The organism is Paracoccus saliphilus, assembly GCF_028553805.1.
Classification (GTDB): domain Bacteria; phylum Pseudomonadota; class Alphaproteobacteria; order Rhodobacterales; family Rhodobacteraceae; genus Paracoccus; species Paracoccus saliphilus.
Window position 1 is genome coordinate 3,673,702 of sequence record NZ_CP067140.1, and the last position, 17,974, is coordinate 3,691,675.

General features: G+C 59.3%; 15 protein-coding genes and 2 pseudogenes. 16 read left to right on the forward strand and 1 reads right to left on the reverse strand.

What is annotated here, in order from left to right; all coding sequences use genetic code 11:
• The first annotated feature begins 8 nt into the window (after positions 1-8).
• The 8 genes from JHX88_RS17625 to JHX88_RS17660 are packed head-to-tail and all read left to right on the forward strand — an operon-like array spanning position 9 to position 8,509.
• The gene (locus JHX88_RS17625) at positions 9-1,022 is read left to right on the forward strand and encodes an SIS domain-containing protein (protein ID WP_076528952.1); all 1,014 of its coding nucleotides are present in this window, start codon (positions 9-11) and stop codon (positions 1,020-1,022) included.
• Entirely contained in the window at positions 1,009-2,370 is a 1,362-nt protein-coding gene (locus JHX88_RS17630; protein ID WP_272848090.1) for an ABC transporter substrate-binding protein, read from the forward strand. The genes JHX88_RS17625 and JHX88_RS17630 overlap by 14 nt, the downstream gene beginning before the upstream one ends.
• Positions 2,371-2,382: 12 nt before the next feature.
• A complete protein-coding gene (locus JHX88_RS17635; RefSeq protein ID WP_076528956.1) occupies positions 2,383-3,345 on the forward strand; it encodes a carbohydrate ABC transporter permease in 963 nt (320 codons plus the stop codon).
• Positions 3,346-3,347: 2 nt separating this feature from the next.
• A complete protein-coding gene (locus tag JHX88_RS17640; RefSeq protein WP_076528958.1) occupies positions 3,348-4,202 on the forward strand; it encodes a carbohydrate ABC transporter permease in 855 nt (284 codons plus the stop codon).
• Positions 4,203-4,222: 20 nt separating this feature from the next.
• Positions 4,223-5,077 carry a sugar phosphate isomerase/epimerase family protein gene (locus tag JHX88_RS17645; RefSeq protein ID WP_076528959.1) on the forward strand — a complete coding sequence of 285 codons (855 nt, stop codon included), beginning with the start codon at positions 4,223-4,225 and terminating at the stop codon, positions 5,075-5,077.
• The gene (locus JHX88_RS17650) at positions 5,074-5,949 is read left to right on the forward strand and encodes a PfkB family carbohydrate kinase (protein WP_076528961.1); all 876 of its coding nucleotides are present in this window, start codon (positions 5,074-5,076) and stop codon (positions 5,947-5,949) included. The genes JHX88_RS17645 and JHX88_RS17650 overlap by 4 nt, the downstream gene beginning before the upstream one ends.
• A 1-nt stretch (position 5,950) precedes the next feature.
• Positions 5,951-7,360, forward strand: a complete 1,410-nt coding sequence (locus JHX88_RS17655; protein WP_141225955.1) for an NAD(P)/FAD-dependent oxidoreductase — start codon at positions 5,951-5,953, stop codon at positions 7,358-7,360.
• A 42-nt stretch (positions 7,361-7,402) separates the two neighbouring features.
• Positions 7,403-8,509 carry an ABC transporter ATP-binding protein gene (locus JHX88_RS17660; RefSeq protein WP_076528963.1) on the forward strand — a complete coding sequence of 369 codons (1,107 nt, stop codon included), beginning with the start codon at positions 7,403-7,405 and terminating at the stop codon, positions 8,507-8,509.
• Positions 8,510-8,940: 431 nt separating this feature from the next.
• Here JHX88_RS17660 and tnpC read toward each other — a convergent pair.
• Positions 8,941-9,561, reverse strand: a pseudogene (gene tnpC / locus JHX88_RS17670) (IS66 family transposase); the annotation flags it as partial.
• On the opposite strand from tnpC, the pseudogene JHX88_RS17675 reads away from it, so the two are divergent.
• The 8 genes and pseudogenes from JHX88_RS17675 to JHX88_RS17710 all read left to right on the forward strand — a co-directional run.
• A pseudogene (locus JHX88_RS17675) lies at positions 9,553-10,119 on the forward strand (transposase); the annotation flags it as partial. The pseudogenes tnpC and JHX88_RS17675 sit on opposite strands and share 9 nt — an antisense overlap.
• A 508-nt stretch (positions 10,120-10,627) precedes the next feature.
• On the forward strand, positions 10,628-11,047 hold the full coding sequence (locus tag JHX88_RS17680) for an RcnB family protein (RefSeq protein WP_076529165.1): 420 nt from the start codon (positions 10,628-10,630) through the stop codon (positions 11,045-11,047).
• A 346-nt stretch (positions 11,048-11,393) separates the two neighbouring features.
• Complete coding sequence (locus tag JHX88_RS17685) at positions 11,394-11,975, forward strand: sigma-70 family RNA polymerase sigma factor (RefSeq protein ID WP_076529163.1); 582 nt, start codon at positions 11,394-11,396, stop codon at positions 11,973-11,975.
• Positions 11,972-12,319, forward strand: coding sequence for a hypothetical protein (locus JHX88_RS17690; RefSeq protein ID WP_076529161.1), 348 nt, complete (start codon positions 11,972-11,974; stop codon positions 12,317-12,319). Before JHX88_RS17685 ends, JHX88_RS17690 begins: the two co-directional genes overlap by 4 nt.
• Before the next feature lie 5 nt (positions 12,320-12,324).
• On the forward strand, positions 12,325-12,822 hold the full coding sequence (locus JHX88_RS17695) for a periplasmic heavy metal sensor (RefSeq protein ID WP_076529159.1): 498 nt from the start codon (positions 12,325-12,327) through the stop codon (positions 12,820-12,822).
• A 112-nt stretch (positions 12,823-12,934) separates the two neighbouring features.
• Entirely contained in the window at positions 12,935-13,387 is a 453-nt protein-coding gene (locus JHX88_RS17700) for an EF-hand domain-containing protein (protein WP_076529157.1), read from the forward strand.
• A 254-nt stretch (positions 13,388-13,641) separates the two neighbouring features.
• Positions 13,642-14,865 (forward strand): efflux RND transporter periplasmic adaptor subunit, encoded by a 1,224-nt coding sequence (locus JHX88_RS17705; protein ID WP_076529155.1) that lies wholly within the window; start codon positions 13,642-13,644, stop codon positions 14,863-14,865.
• Positions 14,865-17,972, forward strand: coding sequence for an efflux RND transporter permease subunit (locus JHX88_RS17710; RefSeq protein ID WP_076529153.1), 3,108 nt, complete (start codon positions 14,865-14,867; stop codon positions 17,970-17,972). Before JHX88_RS17705 ends, JHX88_RS17710 begins: the two co-directional genes overlap by 1 nt.
• Positions 17,973-17,974 lie beyond the last annotated feature (2 nt).

Consider the following 17,974-nt stretch of genomic DNA (forward strand, 5'->3'; position numbering starts at 1 on the left):
AACGTGAGATGCTAAACTTCGACAAGGATCGTTTTCTGACCATTCAGGGCGGCGCGGTCGGCATTGCCAACGACATGCGGAAGCTGGTCAGGGAACTCCTTTCCTCAGGGATCGAGAGAGTTTTCTTCATGGGTACGGGTGGCGTTCAGCTGCTGACGCTTCCGGCCATTGAACTGGCCTCGCGGCATTCCGTATTTCCCATCTCCGCGGCACTACCGGCGCAGGTCGTGCTGGACCCGCCAGCAGGCCTGGATGCCTCTGCCCTCGTCGTGCTGCCATCACTGTCAGGCACCACAAAGGAAAGTGTCGAACTGTTGGCGTTCCTCAAGAAGACCGGTGCAAGGACGCTGTCCCTGACCGGCCATTCCGACACCCCGTTAGCGCAACAGGCGGATTACAATTTCACCAATTTCGCCGAAGACGACACTTCTTCCGAGTCCTTCTATCTGCAAACTCTCTTGCTGGTTCTGGCGATCCTGGATGAACGCGGCGAAATCACGGATTATGACCGGATCGTCACCGAACTGGAACTGCTTCCGTCGCTGCTGGCCGATGCCAAGGAGGCATTCGAGCCCGAAGCCGCCCGGCTGGCGACAGAAATCAAGGACGAGACATATCACATCTTTACTGGTTCCGGCTCGGTCTGGCCCGAAGCTCATTATTACGGCATGTGCATTCTGGAAGAAATGCAGTGGATCCGTACGCGCCCCGTTCATGCAGCAGATTTCTTCCATGGTACGCTGGAATTGGTTGAGCCCGGCGTTAGTGTCTTCGTATTCAAGGGTGAAGACGCCTACCGGCCGCTTTCCGAGCGTGTCGAGAACTTCGCCCGCCGCTACACCGACAAGGTACGTGTCCTCGATACGGCAAGCGTGAAACTGCCCGGCATCAGCGACGATGTCCGCGCGATGATTTCCCCGATCCTGCTGGCCACCCTTCTGGAACGGCTGAGCGCGCATCTCGAGGTGCTACGCGATCATCCACTGACCACGCGACGCTACTACAAGCGTGTCGAATACTGATCACCACCAACAACAAGGGAGAGTAACAATGAAAACAAGCAAGCATATCAAGACACTTCTGCTGTCGGCATGCTCGATCTCCGGCCTGGTCTTGGCGAATCCTGCGGCGGCAGAAGTCGTCGTCGCAGATCCCGATGCACAGGTCGATCACAGTGGTACCCTGTCGATCCTGACGAAGTTCGGTTCTCAGCAATTGTCACCCTATTTCGTCGACATCGCTGAAAAATACCAGGAACTGCATCCGGACGTCTCAATCGAGCTCATCCAGGAAACCGACGACAGCGTGAAAGACAAGACCAAGACACTGGTCGCGACGAACTCCCTCCCCGACATCTTTTTCACCTGGACGGGAACCTGGGGCGGAAACTTCATCCGCGGTGATCGCGCTGTCGATCTGACCCCTGTCGTCGGCCCGGACTCGGAATGGGGCAAGACCCTGACTCCGGCCGCATTGGACGCTTTCGTCTATAATGACCGCAATTTTGGCGTCCCGCTGTACCTCGACGCCAAATTCATGGGATACAATAAGAAAATCTTTGCTGATGTCGGAGTTGAGGTTCCGGAAAGTTTCGAAGAACTCCTGGTGGCATGCGACAGCATTCACGAAGCGGGCATCACCCCTGTCTCGTTGGGAAACAAAGAATCCTGGCCTGTTGTACATTACCTCGGCCAGTTGCTCGTCTATAACGTGCCGGTCGCGACGCTCGAAAAAGATTTCGACCCGAGCACGGCAGAATACAGCGATCCCGGCTATGTCGCATCACTCCAGCAATTCGACGAGTTTCGTCAACGCTGCACTGATGGCGCCCCCAATGGTACCTCTTACGAAACCGCGGTACAGGCCTTCAGCGACGAGAGATCTGCCATGTACTACCAGGAGATCCTCGAATTTGATGAATCCGCCACCGAGGAAACCACGATGAAGCCCGAAGATTTTGGGTTCTTCAAACTGCCCGTCCCCGAGGGTGCCAAGGGCGATCCGGACGCCATTGAAGGTGCTCCTGAAGGCTATATGGTCAGCGCGGCCTCGGACAATATTCCGCTTGCCATAGATTTCCTCAAATTCGTGACATCACAGGAAAACGGCAAGATCCTTTCGGCCAGCCCCTATGGTCAGCCCAGTGCGGTGATCGGCGGTTCGGACGAGACGACGATGAATCCGAATGTCGTGGCGGGAATGGCCGATATCGACAAGGCCAGCTACCTGATGCCCTGGCTCGATACGGTGAACCACCCGCGTGTCGCGGCGGCCTGGCTGTCCGGCCTGCAATCGCTGACCGGCGGCAGCATGGCCCCCGAAGAAGTCATGAGCGCGGTGCGCGACGCGGCTTCGGCGGCCCGGCAGTAAGCGGTCCGGGCCATGGAGACGATCCGGCAAACCCCTGATGGCGCAGCCTCGTGCGGCGCCATCACCGATATGCAAGGCCCGTCGCCTACGCGACGGCTGTTCGACAAGCTACTGTCGCTCCGATGGGTCCTTCTCGCGGTAATCATCGTCAGCGGTTTCATCTACATCCCTATCGTAGAGAATTTCCGTGTCAGCATGACCAATCGAGACATTTTCACCGGCGAGGTCAGCAATGTCGGGTTGACGAATTATCAACGCCTGCTGGATGATCCGGTCGTTTGGCGCGCACTTCTGAACAACACGTTCTACGCCCTGATATCGATCTTCTTCCAAGTCTTTTGCGCCTTCGTTCTTGCCGCGATCATAGAAGGGCTTCGCAACCGACGGGTACGGAATTTCTGGCGCGCGGTTTATTTCATCCCATCGGCGATCTCGACGACCGTTACCGGGCTGCTGTTCTACTTCATCTATCAGCCCGATGTCGGACTAATGGACGCCGCGCTGACTTTTCTGGGGCTCGAGCAATTCTCGCATCCATGGCTCGCGCTGGAAAGCACTGCCATTTTCGGGATCATCGCCATGAGCCAGTGGCAGGGTTTCGGCTATTCCACCCTGCTGTTCTCGATCGCAATTCAGAAAATTCCACGTGAACTCTACGACGCTGCAACCATGGATGGAGCAGGTCCGGTCAGGCAATTGTTCAGTATCACATTCCCGATGGCCCGCGAAATGTCCGGCCTGATGATCATCGTGACCATTACCGGCGCCTTCCAGGTCTTCAACGAGGTCATGGTGATGACCAGCGGCGGCCCCAGCAACAGCAGTCAGGTCCTTGGTACATGGTTTTACGAGCAGGCATTCATCCTGAATGACTTCGGCTACGGAGCTGCAATCGCCGCGATCATCTTTGTGGTGACCATGCTCACCGGCATCGCCCAAGTCTGGTACACCAGAAAACGGAGGGTGCAGTTGTGACAATGCCTGTTTCCGCTCAGCAAACCGCACCGACCGACATCTGGAGCACACTCGCCCGGGCCGTCCTGCTGGGCTTCCTGCTCTGCCTGGGCATTCTGGTGATATACCCGCTTCTGTGGATGGCGCTAAGCGGGTTCAAGACCAATTCCCAGATCTTCAACGCCCCCTTCGATCTGCCGACGGGATTTTCATGGGCAAACTATGTTGCGGCGTGGAATCAGGGGGTCCGCAGCTTCCTCGTTTCGAGCATCGTGGTAACGGCATCCTCGGCGGCCTGCACCGTGCTGATCAGCGCATGGACAGCCTATGGCCTGACCCGAACCCGGATGCCGGCAAAACCCATCATCACGGCCTTCATCCTTGGCGGCATGATGCTCAGCCCTACGGTGGCACTGATTCCGCTGGTGCGGATGATGCAGTCGATCGGGCTCTACAACACCCATTGGGCACTGATCATTCTATACACTGCCTTTCGTATTCCTTTCACCACCTTCCTGATCCGGGCCTATATGCTGGAATTACCGTCCGATCTGGATGAGGCCGCACGCATGGATGGGGCTTCCGACCGGCAGATATTCTGGCGGATCATGCTGCCGCTATGCCGGCCGATTATCGTGTCCAGCGTCATACTGCATGTCCTCTTCGCCTGGAACGAATATCTCTTCGCGATGATCTTCACGAGCGATCTGGACGTGCAGACATTGCCTGTTGGTCTGACCTCGCTGATGGCAAAGCACGGCACGAATTATGCGCAGGTCTTCGCGGCAATGACCATCTCGGCCCTGCCCATCGTCATCCTGTTCTTCCTGATGCAGCGGTATTTCATCCGCGGTCTGACGGAAGGCATTGGCAAGTAACTAAACGGAACAAGGTTTTCATGGTCAAGCTAGCCACTTCTCAACTGATCGGCTCGAATTTCTGCTTTCAGCATGTCCCGTTCGAGACCGTCGCCAAAGCCCTGCGCGAACACGGCTTGTCTCGCATGGAGCTTTGGGGAATCGCTCCGCATCTGGATCTGTTCCATTCAAACGCCCCCTATATCACCCGGCTGTCAGCCATCCTGGATGACAACGGCATTTCAGTCTGCTGCCTGACGCCCGAACAGGTGCTATATCCTGTCAACATCGCCTCGGGCGATGCCGCGTTTCGTGAAGCCAGCATCGCCCATTTCCTCCGTGCAGCCGAGATCGCAGCAGAGCTGGGTGCAGAGCATATCTTCCTGACCTCAGGGCGGGGTTACGAAAACGAACCTGCTGATATCGCATGGAATCGCTCGGTCGAGGCCATCGCGCGCATTGCCGATCATGCCGCAATACTCGGTCTGCGCTGTCTTCTGGAACCGTTGCAGAGAGTAGAGAGCAATATCCTGCTGAACGCGGCGGGGTTGCAACGGATGCTGAACGAGCTGGGACGCGACAATATCGACATCGTGTTGGACATGGTGGCGATGCACGCGGCGGGCGACTGCGTGGCGGATTATGTCAAACGCTTCGGACCGCTTCTTTCACATGTGCATATCGCCGATGGCAAGCCCGCCGGGCATCTCGTCTGGGGTGACGGGGAGCTGCCTCTGGGTGACTGGCTCGCTCAGTTGGCCGCCGCCGGTTACCGTGGCCGTCTTTCCTTCGAGCCTTTCGGTGATGGGACCTATGCCCTGGATCCGGTTACCGCCCTGAAGCGCAACCTTGCGGCCATTGCTCCGCATCTGGACGGCGAGGTGATCGTACAATGATCGAACAGACCACCAATCGTGAGGCCAAGCTTGTGGCGGTGGGAGACAATTGCCTGGATATCTATGTCGATCAGCAGGCCATGGCGGTCGGCGGCAACGCTCTGAACGTCGCGGTGCAATGGATACGACAGGGCTGGCCCGCCCGGTATTTCGGCACCGTCGGAGAAGACGCAGAGGGCGAGGCTTTGCTGGCGGAGGTTGCCAAAGCCGGACTGCCGCCACAGGACGTCGAGCGCCTCCCCGGCGGCACCGCAGTCACCTTGATCCGCGAAAAGGCGGGCGACCGGCAATTCCTGTTAGAGGATCTCGGCGTCGGAGAAGGTTACATCCCCTCACCGGATCGCCACGCGGTATTGCAGGATGCGGATTGGGTGCATCTAGGCACCCATTCCGACGCGGCCCTTGTGAGGCGCCTTGTCGAAGAGAAAGTGCAGTTCAGCATCGATGTCTCGACCCAACCGCAAAGCCTCGCGCTGGACGGCATCCCATTGATATTTGCATCCGGCCCCGAGGCAAAGGACGCTTCCGTCGAACCGTTGACCCGGGCACTGCTGAACAGCGGCGCGAGAAAAGCGATGGTGACCTGCGGCAGCCGCGGCGCATGGTTCCACGACGGGAGCGAATTGCATTACTGCCCCGCCGAAAAAATCGAGGCAGTGGATACTTGCGGTGCAGGCGACAGCTTCATTGCCGCTTTCCTGACTGCCTATTGCATTGCCGGGGCAAAACCTCAGGACGCCATGGCCGATGCGACGCATGCCGCTGCCCGGACCTGCCTCCACAAGGGCGGCTTCCCGCAGGAACTTCGCCCCGCCCCAAACTGGCTGTTGGCCAAATACGCCGACATCATCGACCCCGCGAAGGAGCGCTGAAGTGCCCCCCATCACCATGCGCCAACCGGTTCTGGCTCCGCCTGCCGATCGTTCTTTCTGGCTGCAGGATATTGACGCGCAAAGCGTCACCGAGCCTTTGACGGGTAGTCAACAGGCGGATATCGTTATTGTCGGCGGCGGTTATACTGGTCTCTGGACCGCGCTGCGCCTGCGCGAACTCGCCCCGGAAAAGCGCGTCATGGTGCTTGAGGCCGGGCATTGCGGCTCGGGTGCCTCCGGGCGCAATGGCGGGCAAATCCACTCCTGGTATGCCGAGATCGATCAACTGGCCGCGGTCGTGGGCGAAGAGGAGGCGCGCAGCCTTTGCGCTGACACCACCGGCAGCATTGCCGAGATCAAGACGCTGCAGGACAGCGGGCTGATCGATTGCGACCTGCGCCTTGACGGCTGGCTCTGGACAGCTAGTTCGACGGCCCAGGAGGGGGCATGGTCACAAGCCGTCGCGATGACCAAGGCTGCAGGTGCCGACCGTTTCCGACCGCTTGACGCTGACGAAATTCTCCATCGCACCGGTTCACCCGTATCCTACACCGGGGTCGTGGAAGCCGATGCCGGTTCCGTTCATCCCGGCAAGTTGGCCATCGGCCTGCGTGATCTGGCCATTGCCCGCGGCGTAATCCTCCATGAGAACTCGCCCGTTCTTGAAATTCATCCGGGCTCGGTCTGCCGTTTGCGCAGTTCGACCGGAGAGGTGACTGCGCCGACTCTCGTGCTGGCTGCCAATGCCTGGCTGGCCGCTATTCCCGAGTTGCAGCAATATATTTACATCGTGCAAAGCCAAGTCATCGCCACGGCAGAGATCCCGCAGCGGTTGGACGAGCTGGGCTGGCGCGACGGCGCGGCGATCTGCGATTCCCAGCGACAGGTTCTGTATTATCAGCGGACACCGAAAGGCCGGGTGATCTTTGGTCACGGCAGCGGCCTGACCGCCTTTCACGAAAATTTCAGCGCCGAGTTCAATCGCAGCAGCAAGCGTGGACGCGACAGTATCGCAGAGCTTCATCGTGTCTATCCCGAGTTGGCGGATGTCGCGATCACCCATGACTGGGCCGGTCCCATAGACTGCTCGGCCGATCATGTGCCAGTCTTTGACCATTTGGCCGGGCATCCCAACATCTTCTTCGGTATGGGTTTCAACGGCACAGGCATTGCCCAGACTCCGATTGCCGGCCGCATCCTGGCCAGCCTGGCCCTCGGCAGCCGCGATCGATGGAGCGAAAGCGGACTGGTAGGGATCGGGAAACGTCTCAAACTCCCTCCCGAACCCTTCCGCTATCTTGGCGGCAGGTTGGTGCGCGCTGCCATCCGCCGTCGCAACGCAATGGAAATCCGGAATGAGCGACCGGACCCGATCACCCGGATTCTATCGGACATGACCCCCGGGCACTGACCCGCCCGCAGGACCGACGAACCGCAACTGGAGTTTCGCGAAATGGCCGAGCTGACAATCCGTCAAATAAGAAAATCATATGGCACCATGGAGGTACTTCACGGCATCGACCTCGATGTCCAGAAAGGCGAATTCATGGTCTTTGTCGGTCCATCGGGCTGCGGGAAGTCCACTCTTTTGCGCAGCATTGCCGGGCTGGAAGACATCACCTCGGGAGAATTGCGCATCGAGGGTCAACTCATGAACCATGTCCCGCCCTCCAAGCGAGGCATCGCCATGGTTTTCCAATCCTACGCGCTTTACCCGCATATGACGGTGCGCGACAACATGGCCTTCGGCATGAAGATCGCCGGCATGAAGAAATCCGAAATAGAACAGCGCGTTCGGCATGCCGCCGATATCCTGCAACTGGGCGACTATCTGGACCGCCATCCCAAGGCGCTGTCTGGCGGGCAGCGCCAACGTGTTGCCATCGGTCGCGCCATCGTGCGCGATCCTCGCGTGTTTCTCTTCGATGAGCCATTGTCGAATCTCGATGCAGCACTGCGCGTCGCCACCCGTATCGAGATCGCCAAGCTGAAGCAGGCCATGCCCGATACGACGATGATCTATGTCACCCATGACCAGGTCGAGGCAATGACCCTTGCTGACCGGATCATCGTACTGAAGGATGGTTATGTCGAACAAATCGGCGCCCCGAAAGAACTATATCGCAGCCCCCGCAACATCTTTGTCGCGCAATTCATCGGTTCTCCGGCAATGAATATCGTCGAGGGCAAGGTAATTCACAACGATGACAATCGCGTCACCGTGGAACATGCCGCAAACGGCAGGGCCGAGATCGCCATGCGAATGTCCGAGGATATCATCGGTCGCACTGTTCGGATAGGCGTCCGCCCCGAGGATCTCTCGTTGGCAGATCAAGACGGCCCCCACATCTTCGTCGGCACCATTGACCATATCGAGCATCTGGGAGAAGTCCAACTGGTGCATCTCGATACCGGACTTTCCGATAGACCGGTGATCGCAAAGCTTGCGGGATCGCTGGATCTCACCCGAGGACAAGATATCTGCCTACGCACCAACGTGACATCACTGCATCTGTTCGACGATCAGGGCGAACGTCTGAACGGGCCAGCAGCAGGTTGATTAGTAAACTTTCTACCGGCTTGCGCCGGTAGCATCCCGATTGGAGCGCAGCTCCAGATACTGGCGGATGATTCCATCGTCGACATTTCCCGAGGTCGTCGAAAAATAGCCGGGCGCCCAGAACCAGCACCCCCACTCCACGGGAGTTCGCTTGAGGGCAACTTGTTGTTCCGTAAAACGCTGATCCCTCGGGCTGCAACCATCGGAGAGGGGCATTGATCTCGTCGTCCTCGCGGCGCTCGTCAACGCCGGGGACACGAGAGTCTCCCGAAAGTTTAATGCACAGGACGGCTGGACTCGCGAGATCGATCTCTACGTCCCTGTGTCCGCTTCCGCGGACTGGACCGCGAGCACGAAATCGATCGAGGCGATGTTGCGTTTCCTCACCAACGATCATCAACGTATCCGTCCGGCGTGACTGCGGTTGACTTTTAGCTTGGCAGCCAATTCCAGGGGCCGAGTTCTTCGATGCGGTTGATCTTGTGATCAGCAATGTGGTTCAGCACCAACGTCAGCCAGGCCTCGGGGTCGACCGCGTTCATGCGGGCGGTTTCGATGAGGGTGTAGGCAATCGCTGCGACCTTGCCGCCGCCTTCGGACCCCATGAACAGATAGTTTTTGCGTCCGAGAGTCAGTGGTCTGATTGACCGCTCGCAGATATTGTTGTCCAACTCCAATCGACCGTCGTTGAGATAGGCCCGTGCCTTGGGCATGCGGCCGAGCGCGTACCCGATGGACTCGGCCAGTTTGGTTTTTCCGGAGATTTTTGGCAGTTGGCTCTTCAGCCAGTTCTCCAGATCATCGAAGATGGGCCTGGCTCTGGTCTGTCGCAGGGCGACGCGTTCGTCGGGTGGCTTGTAGCGCGCATCCTTTTCGATGGCGTAGAGCCTAGCGATGCGTTCGATTGCCTCCCTGGCAATGGTGGACCCGTCTCGTTCAAAGTTATCCACAAATTTTCGCCGCACAAGCACCATGCAGGCCTGTTCTCTGGCCAGACCCTCGCCGAACAACCCGTTGAAGCCGGTGAACCCATCGGCATGCACAGCGCCTATGGTACCGGACCGATACTGGGCTGGCTGGTCGACCGCAAGATTGCTCCCCACATACCCGTCTTCGACAAGTCTGGGCGCGCCGACGGAACATGGACACGGGCCGACTTCGAATGGGACGCGAAGAATGATCGATACATCTGCCCCGAGGGCCACGAGCTGAAGCAGGTTCGCCGCAACTATTCCGATCCGAACCGGGGACCAACCGGCAAGGGACGCGCCAAATATCGCGCCCTGAAACTGACCTGTCAGGTTTGTCCGTCGAAACAGAAATGCTGCCCGAACGCCGATGCCAGATCGATCACCCGCGAAGAACACGAGAACGCCCGCCAAGTCGCGCGCGACATCGCCAAGACCAAGCAATACGACGTCTCGATGAAGCTTCGGAAGAAGGTCGAGATGCTCTTCGCCCACCTCAAGCGCATCCTCGGCCTAAATCGGCTCCGATTACGCGGCCCATGCGGCGCAAATGATGAATTCCTCTGGTCTGCCACCGCCCAGAACCTCAGGAAATTGGCGAAGATCTTTCCTGCGCCGCAGCAAGTGTGCAAAGCCCGTTAAGAAAGGCGCGCGCCCAATTCAAAGCCTGGATTTCCGCGGTTGCAGCACGTTGTTTTTCCACAGAATCGGCGGGAAGCGGAAGTTCGCTGCATGAGCTACCAAGTCATCAAGATTGGCTGAAAGCCGCGATTCCGGTCAGAGTTGCTAACTAATTTTCTTTCTCGGCGAGCGTGACAGCAAAGTCCCATGGCTCATCCGGACCGCCTTTTGTAAGTGACACCTAAAATGGCGTGGTCCTGTGTCATCAATCATCCTCCAGACATCCTGACCGGTTTCTATATTTCTACAGGGCGAGCCCGTCCAGGCTCGTGTGCAGGCGGTAGTGATTGTTCTCGCGCGCCCTGCCGCAATCAGTTGGCAGGCATGGCGCAGGCCGGAGAAGAGGGGCTTGTTGAGGCATTCATCGCAGCGGCAGTCATATTCCGCCTCGATCCGCAAGATGGGAGCGACGGAAAGGCTCTCGAGCTTCGTATAACGCTTATCTATGTAAAGCCGAAAGGAAATGGCCATGAAACGTCTCATTCTCGCCGCCACAGCATCGCTTGTTGCACTGTCAGGCGCAGCCCAGGCGGATAACCCGCGGAAAGATAACCATCACCGCGGAAATGCAGTGCATGCCGCGCCAGGGCAGGTCAAGAAGCAAGAGGTCCGCCGGGACACCCCCAAGCCCGACGCCCGTCGCTCCGCGCCTAGGCAAATTAAAAAGCAAGAGGTCCGTCGGGACGCCCCCAAGTCCAGTGCCCGTCGCTTCGCGCCCGGACAGCGGATGCCGAAAGGCTACCAAGCCATTGTCGATTACCGCCACTATGGCCTTCCCCACCCAGGCCGTGGTTATCGCTACGTTCACTATAACAACGACGTCTATAAAGTCTCGACAGAGACCAATACAGTGGCTGCGTTAATCGGCGCGCTGGCTGCACTACGCTGATTTGAAGCACCCTCACTCATGAATGGCGGGTCCGCTCCGGCGGTCGATGGTATAATGAACGCGACGTGCTGCCGAAGCGGCGCGGCGCTCGGTGTCACTCACTGGCCAAAACCGCGGTTCGGACCCGATAGCTTTTTCACCTGAGCTGAAGGAAGCTGACATGAACGACTTTGTTTGCTATCGCATGAGCCCTGCCGCTTGCTCAGGTGCCGACTGAAGGATGCTCCGGGCAAGCCACGAGAATATTTTCATCGGCGAGCGACGGAAATCGTCGGTTCGTCCGTATAATCAGTGAAACAATGTCCGGATCTGTGCCGGAACAGTCCGGCGGACAGGCCCGATACTCATGGATGACATGACAGAAGATGACGATGAGATGTTATTGGTCGCTTCTGGGCAGGGGAATATGCGCGCCGCCCGAGCCCTTACGCTTCGCCTGACGCCTGTGGCCTATGCCTATGCCCACAGGCAGCTAGGCAATGCCCCGGACGCCGAGGACGTCGTGCAGGAAGCCATGATAAGGCTCTGGAGGATTGCACCGAGCTGGCGGTCGGGCGAAGCCCGGGTCACCACATGGCTCTACACCGTCGTGCTCAATCTTTGCCGGGATCGGCTTCGGCGATCTGTGCGAGGGGTTCCTCTCGAGACCATCCCGGAGCCGCAAGACCCCGGGCGAGGCGCTGCAGAGCGCATGGAAGACGACGATAGGGTGCGAGCGCTGAACTCTGCGCTCCAGCAATTGCCGGAGCGGCAGCGCCGTGCAGTTGAGTTGCGGCATCTGGAGGGACTATCAAACCCTCAGATTGCTGAAATCCTCGGGATCAATGTGGCCGCGGTCGAGAGTCTGACCGCCCGGGGTAAACGCAAACTTGCCGAGATCCTGACCGCCCATGGTTCGGCTCTCCCGAAACAGGAACAAAAGCGATGACCGATCCGGACACCGAACTCGAGGTTTTTTTCACCGCCGCACGGCGCGCTGCACCGCAGCCATCGGACGCGCTGTTCGCCCGGATCATGGCCGATGCCGAAGCCGCGCAACGAGTGCCCGAAACACGGCGCCCGCCAAATGCTCTCGGCCGGCTGCAGGCATGGGTCAGCGACCTCTGGCGTCCAGCATCGGGGCTTGCCGCCGCTGGTGTCGCCGGTTTAGCCATTGGGTTGTATTTCCCCGGCGCTGTCGATCCGGCCGGTATGCTTGCCGCGGATTCGAGCTTCCTTCCCGCAGATCTTTACAGCGAGGCCGACTATGAAGCCGCGCTCTGGAGCGAGTGAATGCCATGACCAAGATCCCTCCTGAACCCGCAGAACCGACCCGGCGCTGGAGTAGCGTGAAGCTTATTTTGTGCGTCTCGCTTGCGCTCAACCTTTTGGTGGCTGGTCTTTTCGTTGGTGGACTGATCAGGCAGTCCCCCTCTGGAGATCATCGGGGTTCTGCGGGACGGGGCGACATCGGTGCTACGGTCATCATGGCATTGCCACGCGACACGCGTCACGCCCTGCGCGAGGAGTTAAAGCAAGACGGCGAGTTTGACAAAAACAGAGATCGCCTTTCTGCCATGCCAGACCTGCTCGATGAATTGCGCTCGGAAGATTTTGACGCGCAGGCATTTGTCGATGTCCTCAGCGAAATCCGGCAATCGCGCGACGAGCGCCTGGCGAAGATCGAGGAGGCCGTGTCGCGCGGCATTGCTGCCATGAGCACGGCCGAGCGCAGCGCCTATGCCGATCAGCTGGAAGAGATGCTGCAGAACCAAAAGCGCTGCGCCCGCCGGTGACCCGCAATGTCCGCCTGAGACGTTTGTAATTTTTTTCTGGTGGCGGCGACGGAAAAGAGGCTGAGCTTCGTATAAGTTATGTCGCAACCAGAAAATAAGGCAGGACATATCAATGACAAGAACTCCTTCTCTGACCCTTTCCGTGGCCGTGTTGCTCGCTGGCTTTGGCGCATTCGCCACGCCTGCGCTCGCCCAGTCCCAAGACGCCGAAACCAATCAGAAAGTGGACATGTTTGAACGCTTCGACGCTAACGGCGACGGCGCTATCACCCGTGAGGAGATGGAACAGGCGCAAGCCGCGGCGAAAGAAAAACGCGACACGCGGCGATCGAAGAAACATGAACGCAAAGGCGGAGAACGTGGCGCAGGCGCCAAGGCTGCCTTCGAGCAGGCCGACTCCGACGGTGACGGCGCTCTGTCTCGATCCGAGCTGCTCGCACGGAATGAAGCGCGGGTCGACAAAATGATCGAACGCTTCGATGCCGACGAGGATGGGGCCCTGAGCCCTGAGGAGATGCGCGAAGGCGTCGGCAAACGTCATCGGGGCCACCAGCGCGGAAACTGACGGGCGGCGCGCGGTTCGCCGCGCGCCTACCCGCGGAGGCTCTGGCGACCAAGGGCGATCCTTGTGCCGGAGTTCATCGTCTCCATTGGGAATGATGAGCGCTCGGGCGAAGTTCCTCCATTCATCGAGCAGCGGTCTGCGCGGGCGGCCTTTATTGGCCCGCGCAGACCTTCTTTCCGATATCTCACCGCAAAAGTTCCTCCTGCATCGGCATACATCGCCTCCATTGCATCGGCCCCAAGGAATATCCCCACATGGTTCACCTTCTGAAAACAGCCCTCGGGGCGGCGATACTGGCCGCGGCCTTCTTCTGGACCTTTGGGATTCCGATCGGTGGCGACTTACCGAGCTCCGAAGAATCCGCGAGCTCTCTCTCGCGTCCCGGTCCCGGCCGGGGCGGCCCTGGAGGTCCACGTGGCGGGGGCGCTTCTTCCAGCGTGCAAACGGTTGCGGTTACTTCGACGTCGTTTCAGGAAGTCCTGACAGCGATTGGCACCTCTCGCGCAGGCAATAGTGTTTCAGTGACGACCGAAACCGAAGGGCGGATCGTAGAGGTTGATCTGGTTGCCAACGAACATGTTGAACAGGGTGATGTTCTTCTCCGCTTTGCGTCCGACCTGGAAGAAATCGAACTGACGGCTGCGGAGGTCGAACTTGAGAGTGCCCGGCAAACTCTCGAACGCTACCGCACGCTCGCGGGCACGGGTAGTGGGGCAGTTGCCGACACGACCGTGCAGGAGGCCGAGACGGCCGTGCTGCTTGCCGAGGCAAATTTGGCACGCGCGCAAAATGCTCTGGATCAACTTATCGTCGAGGCGCCCATTTCCGGCAAGATCGGATTATCCGAAGCCCGGGTCGGAAACCGGCTCTCCGCGGGCGACGCGATCGTTACGATCGACGACACCAGCAAAATCGTCCTCTCCTTTGAACTTCCCGAACGCGCAGTCGATCTGCTTGAGGTGGGCCGCGAGCTTAACGCCACGACACCCGCCCTTGCTGGCCGAAACTTCACCGCAACGATCTCTGCCTTCGATAGCCGGATAGACGAGACCACACGCACTGTGACGGTAGAGGCCGAGATCGAAAATGACGACGGTAAGCTATGGCCGGGGATGAGCTTTTCTGTGCAGCTCGCCAACGAGAGTGAGCCGCTACCACAGGTCCCGTCGTCCGCCTTGAGCTGGACCAATGAGGGCGCCCAAGTCTGGGCGGTGCGTGATGGTATCGCCACTTCCGTTCCCGTGGAACTGCGCATGCGCGAAGGCGATATGGCCTGGATTGAAGGCGACCTCGGTGCGGACGAGCAGATCGTTCTCGACGGGAGCGCCCAAATTCAGGAAGGCGCGCAGATCACCTCGGAAAACGAGCCGCCCGCGGGCAATGGCGCTTCGGGTGAGCCTCAGCCGTTGATCGGGGCCGCGGAACGCATGGCGCCCGTCCCGAGCAGCAGCAGAGCCGGCGAAAGAGAGGCAAGCTGATGAAGATTGCACCCAGCATGCCCCGGGCCGGCATGATCGATCTCTTCGTGCGCAGACCCACGCTTGCGATTGTCATCAACCTTCTCATCCTCATTGCAGGCGCAGTCGCACTGTTCGGCGTCGATGTACGGGAAATGCCGCAAGTAGACCAGCCGGTGCTGTCAGTTCGCGCAAGCTATGATGGGGCCTCGGCGGAAATCGTCGACCGTCAGGTGACGGCAGTTCTCGAAGCGTCCCTAAGCCGAATGGAAGGGCTAAAGAACATCTCTTCCACCTCCAGCTATGAATCGAGCCAGATTTCGATCGATCTGAATGATGGCGTCGACATAGATACCGCGACGAACGATGCGCGCGAAATCGTGTCTCAAACGATGCGGGAACTGCCCGAGGATATGGACGAGCCGAGCGTGTCGCAGAACGATTCCGATGCGCAGCCCATCGTCAGGCTCGCCCTTTCCGGAACCGCAGACATCCCGGAGCTGACGAGCATTGCCGAAGGCATCGTTACCGATCGACTATCGGTCATCGAAGGGGTTGCCGAGATCACCGTAACTGGCAACCAACTTCAGGAATTTCGGGTGGAGATCGATATGACCGCCCTACAAAGCCGCGGGCTGTCACTCGACGACGTGGAAACGGCACTCCAGGCTCTGCGCGATGACACCCCTCTCGGCTCGCTGGATACAGGAAGCGAAACATTGACCCTGCGCTCGGCGAGCCCGGATGCCACGGTCGAGGATATCGCAACCTTGCGGATCGATCGCACCACTCGGATCTCCGACGTGGCATTCGTCCAATTGACATCCGAGGACCAGAGCTCAAGCGCCTATATTGACGGTCAACCCTCCGTCAGCATCGATATCGTTCGCGAGTCGGTGGGCAACACCCTAACCATTTCCCAAGCTGTAAATCAGGCCGTTGCCGAACTTGCATCGGTCCTGCCAGAGGGAGTCTCGTTAGCCGTCACCTCCGACGATGGTGTCTTCATAGAACAATCGATCAAGGAGGTCCTGAGCTCGATCATTATGTCCACGGCCATCGTGATCCTGACCATCTATGCCTTCATCGGCTCCGCGCGTGCGACGATCATTCCGGCATTCACGATACCCGTTGCCCTGGTTGGAACCATCGGGGCCATCTGGATGGCCGGGTTCTCGATCAACACCATCACGCTTCTTGCCCTTGTGTTGGCGACAGGCATGGTGGTCGACGATGCTATCGTCGTCGTCGAAAACATCGTCCGAAAGCGTCGTGAAGGGATGGGCCGACGCGCCGCAGCAGTCGCGGGCACCAGCGAGGTCTTCTTTGCAGTGCTGTCAACGACAGCAACGCTCGCGGCCGTCTTCATTCCGATCTCCTTCCTCCCCGGCCAGGCCGGCGGCATTTTCAAGGAGTTCGGCTTCGTTCTTGCCTTCAGCGTCACGCTTTCATCCATCGCGGCTCTCGTCCTTGCGCCGGTGCTTGCCGCAATCGTCGATCCCGGCCGACACGATCTGGCCAGCGGGCAAGCGTCGCGTCCATCCTTTCTCGCGCGCGGCTTCGATGCGCTCGTCGATCGGACCATCAGGTCCCCGATCCTTGCCATATGCATTGCCGGGGCTGTCGCGATCATCGCACTGGGCGCAGCCCGTGAAATGCCTTCGGAAGTCACCCCGAGCGAAGACCGCGGGTTCTTCATGGTTATGGCACGGTCGTCGTCCGGCGACAGCGTCGAGGTGCTCGAGACCGTCATATCGCAAATCGAAGGCGTCCTGGCGCCCTACCGCGAGAGAGAGGTCATCAGCACGGTCCAGTCATTGACCGGCCGGGGCGGCAGCGGCATGGCCTTCGTGATCGTACGATTGGCGGACTGGGCCGACCGCGACACCCCGCAGCAGGAGGTCATGGCAGATGTCAGCCGACAAATGGGAGATATTCCCGGCCTTACCGCATTCGTGCGATCCAGCAACAGCCTCAACATCCGCGGTGGCGGTGGAGGAGGACTCGAGTTTGCGGTTTCCGGGCAGGATCGGGACGCTCTGGAAGATGCGACCGACGCTCTTATATCAGCGATGCAATCGGATAGCACATTCCTCAATCCTCAACTTTCGAGCGAGCAGGTCCAGCCCGTTCTCGAAGTTGAAGTCGACCGTGAGGCGGCCCGCGATCTGGGTCTGGATAGTGCCAGCATCTCCAGTTCGATCAGCATGATGACCCAGGGCCAGACGGCCATCACAGTGTTTCTGGAGGGTGAGGAGGTCGACGTAACCCTCGTTCCCGGTGACCCTGCGATCGAAGACCCCTCCGACCTGGAGGCAATTTTCACACGCACTGCCGACGGGCAATATATTCCGTTCTCCTCAGTCGCCAGTTTGAATCAGGTCGTGGCCCCTTCTTCGCTTGATCGGGAGGCACAGTCTCCCGCCATATCGGCACAGGCGAATCTCGGCGCGGGTATCGACTTGGGCGAAGCGGCCGAGCGGCTGGAAGCGATCGCGGGCGAGGTCCTACCTGAAGGCACACATCTCGTGCTGCTCGGCGAGGCGGCCGCGATCGACGAGAGTACGCAAGGATTCATGCTGGTTTTTGGCGTGGCATTCCTGATCGTGCTGCTCGTGCTGGCCGCGCAATTCGAGAGCATAACCAGCGCAGTTTCGATCATGGTGACGGTGCCCTTCGGCATCGCCGCCGCAGTGCTCGCCATTTCCTTCTCGGGCGGCTCACTGAACTACTATAGCCAGATCGGTCTCGTGCTCCTTGTCGGCGTCATGGCCAAGAACGGTATCCTCATTGTGGAGTTCGCGAACCAACTCCGCGCTGCCGGACAGGACATCGACAGCGCTATTCGGGACGCCATGCGCCTGAGAATCAGGCCGGTCATGATGACGATGGTCTCCACCGTGCTCGGGGGGCTGCCGCTCGTTCTGGCTAGCGGTGCCGGGGCAGAGGCTCGCGTCGCCGTCGGTTGGGTGATCGTCGGTGGCCTCGGGTTCGCCACAGTCTTTACCTTGGTGTTGACCCCTGCCGCATATCGGCTGATCGCCGGCTTTGGAATGGCGCCCGGCGCGGCTGCATCAGCGCTCGACGCCGAGATTGCCGCGGCGCGCGCAGGCTCTGAACCGCTTTAGCA

Bases quoted from the DNA above. Each gene is read 5' to 3' on its own strand.
- JHX88_RS17660 (WP_076528963.1), top strand. From the start codon at position 7,403: ATGGCCGAGCTGACAATCCGTCAAATAAGAAAATCATATGGCACCATG.
- JHX88_RS17645 (WP_076528959.1), top strand. From the start codon at position 4,223: ATGGTCAAGCTAGCCACTTCTCAACTGATCGGCTCGAATTTCTGCTTT.
- JHX88_RS17625 (WP_076528952.1), top strand. From the start codon at position 9: ATGCTAAACTTCGACAAGGATCGTTTTCTGACCATTCAGGGCGGCGCG.
- JHX88_RS17640 (WP_076528958.1), top strand. From the start codon at position 3,348: ATGCCTGTTTCCGCTCAGCAAACCGCACCGACCGACATCTGGAGCACA.
- JHX88_RS17650 (WP_076528961.1), top strand. From the start codon at position 5,074: ATGATCGAACAGACCACCAATCGTGAGGCCAAGCTTGTGGCGGTGGGA.
- JHX88_RS17680 (WP_076529165.1), top strand. From the start codon at position 10,628: ATGAAACGTCTCATTCTCGCCGCCACAGCATCGCTTGTTGCACTGTCA.
- JHX88_RS17705 (WP_076529155.1), top strand. From the start codon at position 13,642: ATGGTTCACCTTCTGAAAACAGCCCTCGGGGCGGCGATACTGGCCGCG.
- JHX88_RS17635 (WP_076528956.1), top strand. From the start codon at position 2,383: ATGGAGACGATCCGGCAAACCCCTGATGGCGCAGCCTCGTGCGGCGCC.
- JHX88_RS17685 (WP_076529163.1), top strand. From the start codon at position 11,394: ATGGATGACATGACAGAAGATGACGATGAGATGTTATTGGTCGCTTCT.
- JHX88_RS17690 (WP_076529161.1), top strand. From the start codon at position 11,972: ATGACCGATCCGGACACCGAACTCGAGGTTTTTTTCACCGCCGCACGG.
- JHX88_RS17700 (WP_076529157.1), top strand. From the start codon at position 12,935: ATGACAAGAACTCCTTCTCTGACCCTTTCCGTGGCCGTGTTGCTCGCT.
- JHX88_RS17695 (WP_076529159.1), top strand. From the start codon at position 12,325: ATGACCAAGATCCCTCCTGAACCCGCAGAACCGACCCGGCGCTGGAGT.
- JHX88_RS17710 (WP_076529153.1), top strand. From the start codon at position 14,865: ATGAAGATTGCACCCAGCATGCCCCGGGCCGGCATGATCGATCTCTTC.